At 58.1% G+C, this 15,144-nt stretch carries 11 protein-coding genes; 7 read left to right on the top strand and 4 right to left on the bottom strand.

The genetic code is table 11. From position 1 onward, the window contains the following. Positions 1–188: 188 nt before the first annotated feature. Positions 189–764: a nucleotide exchange factor GrpE gene (grpE, locus tag LA321_RS12800; RefSeq protein WP_042072090.1), complete on the bottom strand. Its 576-nt coding sequence runs from the start codon at positions 762–764 to the stop codon at positions 189–191. A 281-nt stretch (positions 765–1,045) separates the two neighbouring features. On the opposite strand from grpE, the gene nadK reads away from it, so the two are divergent. Then, a complete protein-coding gene (gene nadK / locus LA321_RS12795; protein ID WP_026457306.1) occupies positions 1,046–1,930 on the top strand; it encodes an NAD(+) kinase in 885 nt (294 codons plus the stop codon). On the opposite strand, the gene LA321_RS12790 is transcribed toward nadK, so the two are convergent. Further along, positions 1,927–2,859 (bottom strand): LysR substrate-binding domain-containing protein, encoded by a 933-nt coding sequence (locus LA321_RS12790; protein ID WP_042072091.1) that lies wholly within the window; start codon positions 2,857–2,859, stop codon positions 1,927–1,929. The genes nadK and LA321_RS12790 overlap by 4 nt on opposite strands. Before the next feature lie 162 nt (positions 2,860–3,021). Here LA321_RS12790 and LA321_RS12785 point away from each other — a divergent pair, with 162 nt between their 5' ends. From LA321_RS12785 to LA321_RS12760, 6 genes are all read left to right on the top strand, one after another. After that, positions 3,022–4,335, top strand: a complete 1,314-nt coding sequence (locus LA321_RS12785) for a 6-phospho-beta-glucosidase (RefSeq protein ID WP_042072093.1) — start codon at positions 3,022–3,024, stop codon at positions 4,333–4,335. 138 nt (positions 4,336–4,473) lie between these two features. Then, the gene (gene recN, locus LA321_RS12780; protein ID WP_042072094.1) at positions 4,474–6,138 is read left to right on the top strand and encodes a DNA repair protein RecN; all 1,665 of its coding nucleotides are present in this window, start codon (positions 4,474–4,476) and stop codon (positions 6,136–6,138) included. Between the two features lie 227 nt (positions 6,139–6,365). Then, positions 6,366–7,256 carry a manganese-dependent inorganic pyrophosphatase gene (locus tag LA321_RS12775; RefSeq protein WP_042072096.1) on the top strand — a complete coding sequence of 297 codons (891 nt, stop codon included), beginning with the start codon at positions 6,366–6,368 and terminating at the stop codon, positions 7,254–7,256. A gap of 206 nt (positions 7,257–7,462) precedes the next feature. Beyond that, entirely contained in the window at positions 7,463–8,626 is a 1,164-nt protein-coding gene (locus tag LA321_RS12770; RefSeq protein ID WP_042072098.1) for an efflux RND transporter periplasmic adaptor subunit, read from the top strand. After that, positions 8,623–10,581, top strand: coding sequence for a MacB family efflux pump subunit (locus LA321_RS12765; protein ID WP_042072099.1), 1,959 nt, complete (start codon positions 8,623–8,625; stop codon positions 10,579–10,581). The genes LA321_RS12770 and LA321_RS12765 overlap by 4 nt, the downstream gene beginning before the upstream one ends. Before the next feature lie 2 nt (positions 10,582–10,583). Beyond that, a complete protein-coding gene (locus LA321_RS12760; protein ID WP_042072106.1) occupies positions 10,584–11,948 on the top strand; it encodes an efflux transporter outer membrane subunit in 1,365 nt (454 codons plus the stop codon). 410 nt (positions 11,949–12,358) lie between these two features. On the opposite strand, the gene LA321_RS12755 is transcribed toward LA321_RS12760, so the two are convergent. Together LA321_RS12755 and LA321_RS12750 are read right to left on the bottom strand one after the other, a co-directional pair. Beyond that, the gene (locus LA321_RS12755) at positions 12,359–12,766 is read right to left on the bottom strand and encodes an H-NS family histone-like protein (protein WP_042028392.1); all 408 of its coding nucleotides are present in this window, start codon (positions 12,764–12,766) and stop codon (positions 12,359–12,361) included. 607 nt (positions 12,767–13,373) lie between these two features. Further along, positions 13,374–15,053 (bottom strand): PglL family O-oligosaccharyltransferase, encoded by a 1,680-nt coding sequence (locus LA321_RS12750; protein WP_042072399.1) that lies wholly within the window; start codon positions 15,051–15,053, stop codon positions 13,374–13,376. Between the last annotated feature and the right edge of the window lie 91 nt (positions 15,054–15,144).

Genomic DNA, 15,144 nt, shown 5'->3' with positions numbered 1-15,144 from the left:
GGCCTTGTTCCCTATATGGGGTCGCCAGATGCCGCTTCAAGCCCCTCTCCCTAAAAAACCGCACTCTTTATCCGCTGTGAACACCTGGTGCCTTGCCAAAGGAGGCTTGCTGCCCCCCTTGCGACCAGCAACAGCGTCGCGACAAACAAAAAGCCCGCCAAGCGGCGGGCTTGGTGAGGATACGATGATCAGTCGGCAGACTTGGACACCATCACCATGGCCGGACGGATGACGCGACCGTTCAGCTCGTAGCCTTTTTGCATCACGGCGATGACGGTGTTGGGTGCCACGTCGGCACTCGGCACCATGCTCATCGCCTGGTGGGCGTTCGGGTCAAACGGCAGGTTGGTCGGATCCAGCGCCACCAGACCGAACTTGGCCACGCCGCTCTGCATGGACTTGAGGGTCAACTCGACACCTTCGATCATCGGCTTGAGGGCGTCGTTTTCCTTGTCGGCGAGCTCGATGGCGCGCTCCAGGTTGTCCAGCACCGGCAGCAGTTCACCAGCAAACTTCTCGAGGGCAAACTTGTGTGCCTTCTCGACATCCTGGGCCGCGCGGCGACGCAGGTTTTCCATCTCGGCGACGGCACGAATGGCACGCTCGCGCTCTTCGGCAGAGGCCTGCTGGGCCGCTTCCAGCTGTGCTTCCAGTTCGGCAATACGTGCCTGCTCGGCTGTCACTTCACTGTCTACATCGGTCGGCTCGACTGGCTGGGCTTCAACTTGCTCCATCGCTTCAACCTTTTGCTCTTCGTGGTTCATGACATCTCCAATTGCGGGGTTACTTATGAGGGCCTGACCTCTGGCTGAGCGACCAGACGGCAACAGACCGACTATGTTGGCGCTATTATGGGGATGGATCCCCGGCTTTCAAGGGAAAAAGGTCATTCATGGCGCCGGATGTGCGCCTTTCCTTGCGACCCCGTTCACGCTTTCGCCATCTGGTTCAAGGGGATAGAGACCCTCCATCCCATATGGGCGGCTCACAAGCGGGACAAACCACTGTATACTGGCCCGCAATACCCCTGTGGATCAGACAGACTATGGATTCTCCGTTCAAAACCATCGCCCTGATTGGCAAACCCCATCATGAGGGAGCCAACCAGACGCTGACCGGCCTGCATCAGTACCTGACGACCCGCGGTTTCCGGGTGCTGGTCGAGAGCCGGGTCGCCCAGACCCTCTCGATCCTCGAAGAAGACGTGATGGATCTGGTACAACTGGGCCAGCAGGCGGATCTTGCCATCGTGGTCGGCGGTGACGGCAACATGCTGGGAGCTGCCCGGGTCTTGTCACGCTTCGATGTGGCGGTGATCGGGGTGAACCGGGGCAACCTCGGCTTTCTGACCGATCTCTCCCCCCAGGATTACCTGCTGCCCCTCGAGCAGGTGCTCTCCGGTCACTACAAGAGCGAGCACCGCTTCCTGCTGGAGGCGTCCGTCTATCGCCACGGGGAGCGCAAGTCGAGCAACCTGGCGGTGAACGAGGCGGTGCTGCACCCGGGCAAGATCGCCCACATGATCGAGTTCGAGGTCTATATCGACGGCAGCTTCATGTACAGCCAGCGCTCGGATGGCATCATAGTGGCCACTCCAACCGGTTCCACCGCCTATTCACTCTCAGCCGGTGGCGCCATCCTCACCCCCAAACTCAACGCCATCACGCTGGTCCCGATGTTCCCGCATACTCTGAGCAGTCGTCCCATCGTACTGGATGCCGACAGCGAGGTGCGCCTGCTGGTCTCGCCCGACAATCAGGATGACGCCATGCAGGTGAGCTGCGACGGCCAGGTGACCCTGGCGGTGCACCCGGGGGACGAGATCCTCATCAAGAAGAGCCACCACCAGCTGCATCTGGTGCATCCTCTCGATTACAGCTACTTCCACGTACTGCGCAACAAGCTCGGCTGGGGCAGCAAGCTGTTTTAAAGGGCAAGGTCATGAGCTGACTGGCTGAGCGCTACTTCACTGCGCAGCCAGTCGCTAAAGGCACGAAAGCGCGGTCGCTCGCGGTTCTCCAATGGAGAGATCAGCTCATAATTGCGCCCGGCAGCCACCGCCGGACCTCCTACCGCCACCAGCACGCCCTGCTCCAGCAAGTTGCGCACCAGTACCTCCCTCCCCATAGCGACCCCCATGCCACCTTGCGCCGCCTGCAGGGCCATCTGATAGTGATTGAAACCGTAGTGACACTGATCGTAGGGCAATGTCATACCAGAACCATCGCACCAGAGGCGCCACTCCGAGAAGAGCTGCTGCACATCGGTCGATTCCGAGGCATGGATAAAACAGGCCTCAGTCAACCGTGCCGGTTCCTGCAGCAACCCCAGCCGCTCGGCATAGGCAGGGGAGCAGACGGGTACCAGACGCTCCTCCATCAACAGCTCACGGTGCAGATCACTGCAGCGGATCGCACCGTAGTAGATGGCGAGATCCACCCGCTCCTCGTTGAAATCCACCGCCCCGGCCCGAACCCGCATCATCACGTTCAGCCCGGGCCAGCGCTGCTGGAAACGGGGTAGCCTTGGCATCAGCCAATTGAGCCCCAGCGTCGGAGCAACACCGACATGGAGCGTCCCTCGCAGATCCTGAGCCCGGATATCTTCAATCTCTTCGTTGATCTGGCGCAGAGAATGGCTCAGGGTCGCCAGCAGTCGTGCCCCCTCTTCAGTCAACTCCAACTTGCGGGTCAGGCGAATAAACAGACGAAAACCCAACAACCCTTCTAGATGGCGAATGCGGTGGCTGATGGCCCCCTGCGTGAGGTTCATCTCCTCGGCGGCACGAGTGAAACTGAGGTAACGGGCAGTGCTCTCGAAGGTGTGCAGCAGGGCCAGGGTATTCTGTTGTACCAGCATGGATAACCTCGTAATGACGCTGGTTGCGACGCAGGTCATCAGTATGACATTTCTCCTTATACATTAAACAGGCTAATCCATACTGCCCCTTATTTCGTTTGTCCGCCCGCCAGGCTCCCCCTTTAATAGGGTCCATCCCTATCCCTGTTCATGAGGTGGACAATGAAAAACGGACTCAAGATTGTGATCATCGGTGCAGGCTCTAGCTACACCCCGGAGCTGATCGAAGGGTTGATCCAGCGTCAGCACGAGTTACCGCTGCACGAACTCTGGCTAGTCGACATCGACGATGGCCGCGAGAAAATGGAGATCATCGCAGCCCTCACCCGCCGCATGCTGGCCAAGGCAGGGCTGGCGGTACGGGTTGAAACCCGGCTGGATCGGGAAGAGGCACTGTACGGGGCCGACTACGTCTGCTCCCAGTTTCGCGCCGGCTGCCTGGAAGCGCGCATCAGCGATGAGCGGATTTCGTTGAAATACGGTCTGATCGGCCAGGAAACCAACGGACTGGGCGGCTTTGCCAACGCCTGCCGGACTATCCCCATCGCTCTGCAGATCGCCGCCGACATGGAACGCCTCTGCCCCGATGCCTGGCTGCTCAACTTCACCAACCCGTCGGGCATGGTGACCGAAGCCGTATTGCGCCACAGCAAGATAAAGGCGGTTGGGCTGTGCAACGTGCCAGTGATCATGCAAAAAGGGGTCGCCACTCTGCTGGAGAGTCATGACGAGCAGGAGTTCATCATGCAGGTGGCCGGACTCAACCATTTCATCTTCGTGCGCCAGATTCAGCATCAGGGCGAGAACAAACTCGGCGAGGTGATTGCCCGGATCGCACAAGGACACGATCCGCTGGTACCGCGCAATATCCCCCCCTTTGCCTGGCCCAAGGATCTGCTGGCCAATCTGGGCATGATCCCCTGTGCCTATCTGCGCTACTACTATATGAGCGACGATATCCTCAAACAGGAGCTCGGGGAAGCCAGCGGCGAAGGCACCCGGGGTGAGGTGGTCAAGACCATCGAACAGCAGCTGTTCGAGCTCTATCGCAACCCGGATCTCACCGAGAAGCCCAAAGCGCTGGAAGGACGCGGCGGCCAGTATTACTCGGAGGCCGCGTGTGAGCTGATGAGTGCCATCCACAACGACAAGCGTATCATCATGCACGTCAACATCCGCAACAACGGCGCTATCAGCGGTCTGCCGGACGAGAGTGCCGTGGAAGTGAGCTCTCTCATCACCAAGTCGGGTCCGCTTCCGCTTAATGTGGCCCCCTTCCCGCAAGACACCTTGCGCCTGCTGCAGTTGATGAAGGAGTTCGAGCAGCTCACCATCGAGGCCGCCATCACCGGCAATCGCCATACGGCTTGGCGTGCCTTGGTACTGAATCCCCTCATTACCAGCGGCCACCGACTGGAACAAGCACTGGACGAGGTGATCGCCGCCCACCCAGATTTGATGTCAGCCTTCCACTAATCTTCACTTTTCTGCAATCCCGCAGGCCACCCGTCTGGTGGCCTGTCCTGTTAAAAATGGCAACGCCTCTTTACTGTATATAAGACCAGTATATACTGGATGCATAAACAGTAATGTTGACCCATACAGGATGAGACTATGCTGACCCAGCTGACCGTCAACAACTTCGCCATCGTCAAGTTTCTCGAACTCGATTTGCAACCGGGCATGACCTGCATCACAGGCGAGACCGGCGCCGGCAAATCCATCGCCATCGACGCCCTCGGCCTGTGCCTTGGCGAGCGGGCCGAGGCCAGCATGGTGCGCCCGGGGAGCGACAAAAGCGAAGTCAGTGCCCGCTTCCAGCTCGATGGCAACCCGGCCGCCCGCGCCTGGCTTGCCACCAACGAGCTGGAAAACGAAGGGGAGTGCATAGTGCGCCGGGTCATCTCCGCCGAGGGGCGCTCGCGCAGCTACATCAACGGGGTGCCCGTGCCCCTCACCCAGCTCAAGAACCTCGGCCAACTGCTGGTCAACGTGCACGGCCAGCATGCCCACCAGCTGCTGCTCAAGCCGGACTACCAGCTCGCCCTGCTGGATGGCTACGCCGGCCATCACCTGCTGCTCGACGAGGTACGCCAGCACTACCAACAATGGCGCCAGCTGCAAAACGAGCTCAACCGATTGAAAGCCGAGCAGCAGCAACGGGAAGCCCGCCGCCAGCTCATCGAATACCAGGTGCAGGAGCTCGATGAATTTGCCCTGCAACCGGGGGAGTTTGAAGAGATAGAGGAAGAGCACCAGCGCCTGGCCAACGGCACCGAGCTAATGCAGGAGTGCGGCTTCTGCCTGGATCTGCTCTATGACAACGATGACACCACCATCGCCGGCCTGCTGCAGGTCGCCGTTGACAAGGCTGAAGGGCTGGTCGGCATGGACAGCCGCCTCAATCCGGTGCTGGAGATGCTGAACAATGCTCTCATCCAGGTGCAGGAGAGCCATAGCGAGCTGCGCAGCTATCTGGATCGGCTGGAGCTGGATCCCGAGCGCTTCAACGAGCTGGAGAGCCGCCTCTCAAGAGCGATCAACCTGGCCCGCAAGCATCATGTCAAACCGGCGGATCTGGCGCTGCACCATCAGGAGCTGGCCTGCGATCTCGCCCGCCTCAACTCTGATGAAGAGCGCCTCGAAGGAATGGAAGATGAACTGGCCTCCGCCCGCCAGGCGTTTCTGCAGTCGGCCGAGGCCCTGAGTCAGAGCCGTCAGCGCTATGCGCAGGAGCTGGCCGCCCAGGTCACCACCAGCATTCACGAGTTGGCGATGCCAGATGGCCGTTTCGCCATCGAGGTGCGCCCCGATGCCCAGAGCAGTCTCTCGCCTCTGGGGATCGATCGGGTGGAGTTCATGGTCACCACCAACCCGGGCCAGCCCATCCAGCCGCTCGGCAAGGTGGCCTCCGGCGGCGAGCTGTCACGTATCAGCCTCGCCATCGTGGTGATCAGCGCCCGCAAGGTCTCCACTCCCACCCTGATCTTCGATGAGGTAGACGTGGGGATCAGCGGCCCGACCGCCGCCGTGGTGGGGCGCCTGTTGCGCCAGCTCGGCGAGTCGACCCAGGTGATGGTGGTCACGCACCTGCCCCAGGTAGCGGGCAATGGCCACCAGCATATGGTGGTGAGCAAGCATACCGATGGCAAAACCACCGAAACCCAGATGTGTGCCCTCGATCAGCCGGCCCGCCTCAATGAACTGGCCCGCCTGCTGGGGGGCGATCAGATCACTGACATTACCCTGGCCAATGCGCGCGAGTTGTTGCGGGCCTGATCTCCCACACGGCTCTCCTCCTCCCTGCACCATGACGACCCGCGCCAAGGGGCGTCATGGTGCCTGTTCACAGCCACCTTGAGTCACCGGATCACCGACCCAGATCAATGAAAGTGCGAGTAAGGCCAAGCAGGCAGCAACATCCAAAGGGGTTCAGGTTGCCTTCATTTCCGGGATTTCGCATAGTACTCGCCCCTTTTTGGGTATCCCATTGTGAGGCTTTGTCTATGATCCACGTTTTTGGTCACAAGAATCCTGATAGCGACAGTATCTGCAGCGCCCTGGTCATCGCCGACTGGCTCAATGCCCAGGGGCGTCAAGCCACCCCATGGCGCCTGGGCGACCTGCGCACCGAAACCCGTTTCATCCTGGAGCAAGCCGGCGTTGCCGAACCCGAACTGCTGACCCGGGATCTTGCCGGTGAAGATGTCTGGCTGGTGGATTTCAGTGATCTGGAACAGGGCCCCGCGACCCTGGCCCAGGCCAACGTACTGGGCCTGGTGGATCACCACCGCCTCGGCACCCTGATCACCCAGTCGCCGCTGGATGCCTGGATCCGCGCCGTGGGCTGCACCTGCACCATCGCCTTCGAGCTGCTGAGCCAACAGGGTCAAGTGACCCGCAGCCAGGCCCGCCTGATGCTGGGTGCCATCATGAGTGACACCCTCTGCCTCACCTCTCCCACCACCACAGAGCAGGACAAGGTCGCCTGCGAGCGCCTGGCCGCGCTGGCCGAGGTCTCTCTGGCCGAATTCGGCCAGCAGCTGCTGATAGCCAAGACCGATTTGAGCGGCTTGACTCCGGCCCAGTTGCTGCAACAGGACGAGAAAGCGTTCCAGGCCGAAGGTTGCAGCTTCATCATGAGCCAGATCGAGGTGGGCAGTGAGCAGCAGCTGACCGAGCATCTCCCGGCACTGCAGCAAGAGATGGCCGCGCGCGTGGCAAGCGAAGGGCTCGACTTCTTCGTGTTGATGGTGACTGACCTTACCGCTGCCGCCAGCCGCATTCACTTTACCACCCATCCCAAGGTCCCCACCGAATCTTGCTTCCATCCGGGCTTCGTCAGCCGCAAGAAGCAGGGCCTGCCCTGGGTCATGGAGCTGCTGGCCAAGGCCTGAGCCACAGCCTGAACTCTCCCGAGCCCTGCCTGATGGCGGGGCTTTTTTCTTTCAATCCCCGTCTATCAGCTTCCCCTTCCCAATTACTTCGCTTACTGACAGATAAGCGCATAATTTTGCTTACATATTTCTGACTGTTCATTGGCAAGGCTTTGCTGCAGGATACTCGCGGCACTTCTCTTATTCCGTTTTCAGTCAGGTGATCCATGACCCCAAGTCCCAAGCGCACAGCCCTGGCGCTCTCTACCCTGTTCGCCGCGGCCCTCATCGGCTGGCTGGCTTGGCCAAGCCAATCGGCCACCGAGATGCTCACCGCCAAAGTCACCCGGGAAGATATTAGCCAAACCGTGCTGGCTAGCGGCGTGTTGCAGGCCATCGAGCAGGTGGATGTGGGGGCACAGGTTTCCGGTCAGGTGACCCGCCTGGCCGTCGAGGATGGCGCTCAGGTCAACAAGGGAGATCTGCTGGCCGAGATTGACCCTCTTATCGCCCAGAACAATCTGAAAACGGCCGAAGCCGAGCTCGCCAGCAACCTCGCCCAACTCAAGATCAAGCAAGCCCAGCTCAAACAGTACGAGCTGGCCTGGCGCCGTCAGGTAGAGATGTTCAGACAGGAGGCCAGCTCTCGTGCCGATCTGGAGAGTGCCGAAGCCCAACTCGCCGTCACGCGCGCCGAGTTGCAAAACAGCCAGGCGAATATCGACAGTGCCCGTATCAAGGTGGAACGGGCCCAGACCGAGCTGGGTTACACAAAGATCCTGGCCCCCATGGATGGCACCGTCATCAGCATAGTCACCCGTCAGGGTCAGACCCTGGCCGCCAGCCAGACGGTGCCAACCCTGCTGAAACTGGCCAATCTCGACACCATGACGGTCAAGGCCCAGATCTCGGAAGCCGACGTTACCAAGGTGAAAGCGGGCATGCCGGTCTATTTCACCCTGATAGGCGATCCGGACACCCGCTATCAGGGCACCCTGCGAGCCGTGGAGCTGGCCCCCACCAACATCAACGAACAGGTCACCACCACCAGTACCACCAGCAATGCTGCCGTCTACTACTACGCCCTGTTTGATGTGCCCAATCCGGATCATGCTCTGCGCGTGGCCATGACCACCCAGGTGACCATAGTGCTCGGCGAGCGCAAGCAGGTGCTCACTCTGCCGCAGACCGCGCTCGGCAAGCAGGTGGCTAACGACGAATATGAGGTAACCCTGGTCAGGGACGGCGCTCCCGGTGAGACTCGCCGTATCAAGACCGGGATGAAGGACGAGATCCGCATCGAGGTGGTGAGCGGGCTGACGGAGCAGGACGAAGTGCAGCTCAACCACGGCGCGCCCATAGCGGACAAAGAAGAAGGCATGATGTTATGAGTGAGCCGCTGAACCAGCCGCCCCTGATCCAGCTAAAAGGGGTCGAGCGCCGTTACCAGAGCGGCGAGCAGGAAGTTACCGTGCTCCATCCCCTCGACTTGACCATTCAGGCTGGCGAGATGATCGCCATCGTCGGGGCCTCCGGCTCCGGCAAGTCGACCCTGATGAATCTGCTTGGCTGTCTCGATCGGCCCAGCAGCGGCCAGTACCTGTTTCGTGGCCAGGACACGGCCACCCTGGATGCCCTGGCACTGGCGCGCCTGCGCTGCCATCACTTTGGTTTTATCTTTCAGCGCTATCACCTGCTGCCTCATCTGGACGCCGCCGCCAACGTGGAGATCCCCGCCGTCTATGCCGGCACAGAACGTCAGGCTCGTCAAGCCAGGGCAAAACAGCTGCTGGAGCGACTGGGTCTTGGCGAGCGTCGCCACCATACCCCGGGGCAGCTCTCCGGCGGCCAGCAACAGCGAGTCAGTATCGCCCGGGCACTGGCCAATGGCGGCGAGGTGATCCTGGCCGATGAACCGACCGGTGCGCTGGACAGCCAAAGCGGCAAGGAGGTGATGGCCATCCTCAAGGAGCTTCATGCCCTAGGCCACACCATCATTCTGGTCACCCACGACATGGGGGTCGCCAACCATGCGGATCGCATCATCACCCTCAAGGATGGCCGCATTCAGCAGGACAGTGGCAAGCGCGAACAGGCTTCCCCATCGGCCATCCCCCTCCCCGTTACCAGTCAGGGGGGAGACAGCCTTGACTGGGATCGCTATCGGGAAGCGGGCCGGATGGCACTGCATGCCATGCTGGCCCACCGGATGCGCACCTTTCTCACCATGCTGGGCATCATCATCGGCATCGCGGCGGTCGTCAGCGTGGTGGCCCTCGGCCAGGGAGCCCGCACCAAGGTGATCGAGCAGATCAATGCGATGGGAACCAACACCATAGAGATCTTCCCGGGCAAGGGATGGGGAGATGAAAAGATGGCCAGCATCCAGACCCTCAACCAGGGGGATCTCGATGCCTTGCTGGGACAACCCTATCTGGCAGGTGCCAGCCCGGAGATCATCAGCTCGGGGCAACTTCGCTATCGCAACAAGACCAGCAGCGGCAACGTAACCGGGGTCGGCAACGACTACTTCAAGGTCAAGGGCATGACATTGGTAAGTGGTCGCTTACTGGAATGGCGAGACATACAACAGCGTTCGGCGGTGGCCGTGGTCGACCAGAAGAGCATTCCCAGCCTGCTCGGCAAGGATGATCCCATCGGCAAGGTGGTACTGGTCGGCACCCTGCCGGTACGCATCATTGGGGTCGTCTCCCAGGAGACCGGCTTTGGCCCCAGCAGCCAGTCGGTCAATGTCTGGCTCCCCTATAGCGCCGTGATGAGCCGCCTCATCTCCCAGCGCCACTTCAGCCAGATCACCATACGGGTCAAGGATGGCATCCAGCCGGCGCTGGCCGAACAGGCGGTGATCGAGCTGATCACCAAGCGCCACGGAGTGAAGGATTTCTTCACCTTCAGCAGCGACAGCATCATCAAGTCGGTGGAGAAAACCACGGCCACCATGACCCTGATGGTCTCGGCCATCGCCGTGATCTCGCTGATCGTCGGCGGCGTGGGGGTAATGAACATCATGCTGGTCTCCGTGGTGGAACGCACCCGCGAGATCGGCATTCGCATGGCCGTGGGGGCACGTCAATCGGACATCTTGCAGCAGTTCCTGATCGAGGCCGTGATGGTCAGCTTGCTGGGGGGCATCTTCGGTGTCGCGCTCGCACTCGGGATTGGTGTGGTCTTCTCCCTGCTGGTCGACACCATACAGATGCAGTTTTCGCTCTTCTCCATCCTGATGGCCTTCGGCTGTTCGTCACTCATCGGGATCCTGTTCGGTTATCTGCCAGCGCGCAATGCGGCGCGGCTCGACCCCGTGGTCGCACTGGCGAGGGAATAACAATGTACAAATTATCCTGGTTGGCTCTGTGCGTGGCCCTCGGCGGCTGCAGCCAGCACAGCAGCTATCAAAGACCCGAGCTAGCTATCGCGCCCCAGTGGCAACAGGCGTATGACACCCAACAGGTAGCGCAATCAGGGGCCTGGTGGCAGGGATTCCATGACCCTCAGCTCGACCGCCTGGTCGAGACCGTGCTGGCCGCCAATCCGGATATGCACGTCGCCGCACTCAAGCTCAAAAACGCACAGCTTGGAGCAGAGCAGGCCGATACCAACCTCACCCCCTCGGTCACTGGCAGCCTTGATGCCAGCGCTAACAAGAACCTGAAGACGGGGAGTTCCAGCAGCACACTCGGGCCCGCTCTCGGCCTCAGTTATGAGGTAGACCTGTGGGGCAAGCTGGCATCGGTGCGGGATCAGGCAAGCTGGGAGGCAGCCGCCAGCGAACAGGATCTGGCCAGCACCCGTCTGATACTGATTGGCAAGACGCTGGAGCAATATTGGCAGCTGGGTTATCTCGGCTCGGCCATCACCCTTGGCGAGCAGCAACTGGCCAACCTGGTGCGCACCGAACGGTTGACCGAGGCCAAGTACCGCGCCGGCGCCATAACCCGGCTCGATCTGGCCCAGACTCGCCAACAGGTGGCTGGCAAGCACGCCGAGTTGGCGTCGCTGAAAACCCAGCAAGAGCAGGCCGGCAACGCCCTGAGGCTGCTCCTGGGGCGTAACAGCGGCCCCTTGGCGTATGCCCCTACCCGCCTTGCACTTCAGCCCATCCCCGAACTGGCTGTCGGCATTCCCGCCAATCTGCTGGCCCGTCGCCCGGATGTGAAGGCGGCGGAGCTGCGACTGCGCAAAACCCTCGCCAAGGGGGATGAGATTCGCGCCAGCTTCTACCCGTCGCTGACCCTGACCGGCAACGCCAGCACGGCGTCGGACAGGCTGGCTCAGGTGCTGCAAAATCCGGTCGGGACGCTGGGGGCAAGCCTGGCTCTTCCATTCCTTGAGTACAACCGCACCCGGCTCGCCATCGACAGCTCAGCGCTTGATTACCAGATCGCCGAGACCGAGTTTCGCAAGCAGCTCTATACGGCGCTGGTCGAAGTCGAAGACAATCTGACAGCCCGCCATCATGGCCAGCAACGACTCGCCTATCTCCAGGAACAGCTGGGTTATGCCAACGAGTCTGAACGATTGGCCCGAGCGCGCTTCGAGGCGGGCGCCACCGGTGTGCAGACCTGGCTGGATGAGCAGAATCGCTTGTGGGAGGCAGAACAGAGCCTGCTCGCCCAACAAAAAGAGCAACTCAACGTGATGACCAGAATTTACCAGGCCATTGGGGGCACAGACGCCCCACTCGCCCAATAAACATAAGGCCCCGCGTTGTTGCCAGATCGGGGCCTTATTATTGCCACTCCCCCGCACATTACTCATTATCCTTGGCGAGTGTGCCGGTTCTTCAACATCCCATCCTTTTTTCTTCTACCAAACCCCATCAAAAAAGTCAGAGATAACGTGCAATAGACGCAAGCGGTGATGGCTACGAATGTACAGCTTCTTTTGTCTCCTGCAAAACTACATGGTTCGCCGATACCGGAACGCATCATGAAATTAATCACGACACAGATATTTATCCTGGGGAGGAAAAGCCAAAAGAAAAGGAATGCAAAGGAGTCAAGAGAGAATCAAATAACGAATAGAGACATCGGTTAACATTAATAACGCACAAAAATAATGCCGCTCAAAGGCGGCATTATCAGATTGCTTGGCGCAACGAATTAGATCAGAAACTCGCTCAGATCTTTGCCCAGTGCAACTTCAGCTGCAATGGCTTTAGGCATACGGCCCTGGCCAGTCCAAGTTTTTTCTTGGCCATCTTCTACATACTTGTATTTGGCCGGACGCGGAGCACGCTTGCTCTTGGTGGCGCCAGTAGCAGCCGGAGCAGCCGCAGTAGCCAGCAATTCACGGGGATCAATACCTGCTTGCTGCAGCATTTCGGTGAATTCATTCAGTTTGCGCTGGCGCTCTTCCTGCTCGGCACGCTCCTGCTCAACAGAATCGGCGCGCTCTTGATAAACCAGATCAAACTTCTCTTTAGCTTCCAGCAGCTGCTCAAACGGCAGCTCACGAATAGCGGCACGCAGACTGCGAATGTTCAGCAGAACTTTCAGAAACTCGTTCATTATTTCCTCACAAAAAATCGATCACAGGGATAACAGTTTCAGAATAGCATGGACAATTCATAACGACATACAGTTTTTCTGTATTAGAGTCCATTTTTACCATAGTCTATCGACAGCAACCACGATTGATAACAAAACCATAGAAAGAAAAAGCTCGGCGTCAATCAGAAATGACCATCGGATTCATCGCAAAGCACACTATTACATACTCCATTAATACTCCATTCAGCATAGCCATAGGGGCGCTGAAGCAATGCAACAACAGATGCCAAGCAATCATTCGCCCTAGATAACACAGCTCCTTTTTAACATCACCAGCATATTAAACACTTGTGTTTTGCTCATCTCTGATTTGCATGCCGCTATTGCAAGGCAGAACTTCAATATATAGCAACCAAATGAAACCCTGGCAATAACCTATTAAAATCAATCCGTTGAATACTCACCCACTCCTTTTGGGGTAACCTTTGCGATTAATGGCAGGCATCAAGCATCATTACCCGACACAGCCATCCCGACCAGAAGAATATGACAGCCGCCCCTCAAGCACGACAACAAAAAAAGCCTGCTCTTGACAGAAGCAGGCTTTGGTAGCTCAACAATTACTTTATTTAGCCCTGGCATCACTTTCAGCAGGCTGATCAACGCCGGTGATCACCGACTTGGCCGCTGATTTTGTGAGCAGAGGATCATCAGGATAGAGTTGCAGAGCTTCCCGACGCATGGTGTTTGCTTCATCCGTACGCCCGAGGGCATTAAGGGCAACAACCATGTTGGCGTAAATATTGGCCCGTGGCGTATGTTGTACAAAAGCCTGCCCCCACTCCAGATAGGCCTCCAGTTCAGCCTTGTTATTGGTTTGCAGACCCACCATCAACCGCACCGAATTGACATCAAATTCAACCCGAGTCAACCACGCCATGGGATTGACGATATCCAGTAGGAGAGTCGGTTCCTTATAGCCCCCTCTTTCATACTTGGTCACCACCCAGGCGGTATGCAGAGCTGTTAGCATAAAGGGAACAACCAATAAAGGGATGGTAATCGCCACAAAACGCAGCAAGAACCAGGGTCGATAAACCCACTCCCACCAAGTTGTTTCGCTTCTGGTTGCTACATTCACTTCTTCCACTTCTGCATCAATTAAATAGATCAGCGTTAATAGCAACCACCACAATACGATGGCATGGTAAAAGGGGTATTCCGTCTGGGAATGAAGCAGAACAGGAGTCACCAGAGCCAGCATGGCCATGGCATTTTTCCCCGGTGCACACGAAAGACGCCATAACAACGCGCCCCCCATTATCAGCATACCGAGCATAGGAACGAGTCCTCCCTCCACAGCCCAATACAAGAATTCATTGTGGGGATGGTCCAGGTTGAACTCAATTTGTACCATGGCCGGATTCACTGCTTTATCGGCCATATAATGATAGAGAAAAACGGACTCGAAGCTACCGTAGCCCCATCCTGTCCAAAGTTGTTCACTCACCAGCTTCAATGCGTAGGGCCAGTAAATAGAGCGCATTCCGCCAGACTGGTAGATCTCCAACCCACGCTTTACGCCTGCCATCAAATACTGGGATAAAAGGCCTAAAATAATGCCCAAGAACACAAGGCCCAATATGAGTCTAATTTTTCGTTGTTGCCTAAGTTGTGGCAGCAACATAAGCAGCGCCAAAAATCCACCCAACTGGCCTACTCGAGATTGCAACACCACCAACAGTAATACAGTTGAGAATATGACACCATAACGCAAACCCATCAGTACTCGTGAGTCATCACTTCGTAACTCCAACCAGATCGCCAGAGCCATCCCCGTTGCCATAAAACTGGCCATCACATTAGGTTGCTGGAAAATACCGTAGGGACGATTTACCTTGGTGTCATACCCAATCCAGTTTCCGGGAGTCAGCAGATAAAACTGAACAAGGCCAAACAGGGCCTCTATCGCTATGGCAACCAATATGAGATAAAGCAAGCTATCACGCTGCGGGCGCGTCAATCTCCACTGGTAAAGGCCAAATAGAAACAGAAGGCCAGCAAATAACCCCAGTAAACGGGGAATGGCATAATCTTTCAGCTCAAATCCAGGGTAAGCCATGGGCAACAGCAGCAGCAAGGCCCCAAACCATAGTGCAACCTGCAATGGAGAAAAAGTGATACGTTGACGCAGAGTCACCTGCCACAACCCCATACCAATCATCAGGCTGGCAAAAATCCATCCCCATGCATTAAAGGGCAGATAGAGTCCAGCACCACCGGGATTGTGCATAAAAAAATGCATACCCAGCAGCCAATACAGTGCACATAAAACCGTCGTAACTTTCGTTAACTTCACAGCCCAACTCCTTAGGCCAGCTCAACATAGAAGAAGC

The sequence above is a fragment of the Aeromonas enteropelogenes genome (assembly GCF_020097295.1).
Taxonomy (GTDB): Bacteria; Pseudomonadota; Gammaproteobacteria; order Enterobacterales; family Aeromonadaceae; genus Aeromonas; species Aeromonas enteropelogenes.
The sequence above is the reverse complement of the archived record's forward strand: the minus strand, read 5'-3'. Positions and strand labels throughout refer to the sequence as shown.

Bases quoted from the DNA above. Each gene is read 5' to 3' on its own strand.
- LA321_RS12775 (WP_042072096.1), top strand. From the start codon at position 6,366: ATGATCCACGTTTTTGGTCACAAGAATCCTGATAGCGACAGTATCTGC.
- recN (WP_042072094.1), top strand. From the start codon at position 4,474: ATGCTGACCCAGCTGACCGTCAACAACTTCGCCATCGTCAAGTTTCTC.
- nadK (WP_026457306.1), top strand. From the start codon at position 1,046: ATGGATTCTCCGTTCAAAACCATCGCCCTGATTGGCAAACCCCATCAT.
- LA321_RS12765 (WP_042072099.1), top strand. From the start codon at position 8,623: ATGAGTGAGCCGCTGAACCAGCCGCCCCTGATCCAGCTAAAAGGGGTC.
- LA321_RS12770 (WP_042072098.1), top strand. From the start codon at position 7,463: ATGACCCCAAGTCCCAAGCGCACAGCCCTGGCGCTCTCTACCCTGTTC.
- LA321_RS12755 (WP_042028392.1), bottom strand. From the start codon at position 12,766: ATGAACGAGTTTCTGAAAGTTCTGCTGAACATTCGCAGTCTGCGTGCC.
- LA321_RS12785 (WP_042072093.1), top strand. From the start codon at position 3,022: ATGAAAAACGGACTCAAGATTGTGATCATCGGTGCAGGCTCTAGCTAC.
- grpE (WP_042072090.1), bottom strand. From the start codon at position 764: ATGAACCACGAAGAGCAAAAGGTTGAAGCGATGGAGCAAGTTGAAGCC.
- LA321_RS12750 (WP_042072399.1), bottom strand. From the start codon at position 15,053: ATGCATTTTTTTATGCACAATCCCGGTGGTGCTGGACTCTATCTGCCC.
- LA321_RS12790 (WP_042072091.1), bottom strand. From the start codon at position 2,859: ATGCTGGTACAACAGAATACCCTGGCCCTGCTGCACACCTTCGAGAGC.
- LA321_RS12760 (WP_042072106.1), top strand. From the start codon at position 10,584: ATGTACAAATTATCCTGGTTGGCTCTGTGCGTGGCCCTCGGCGGCTGC.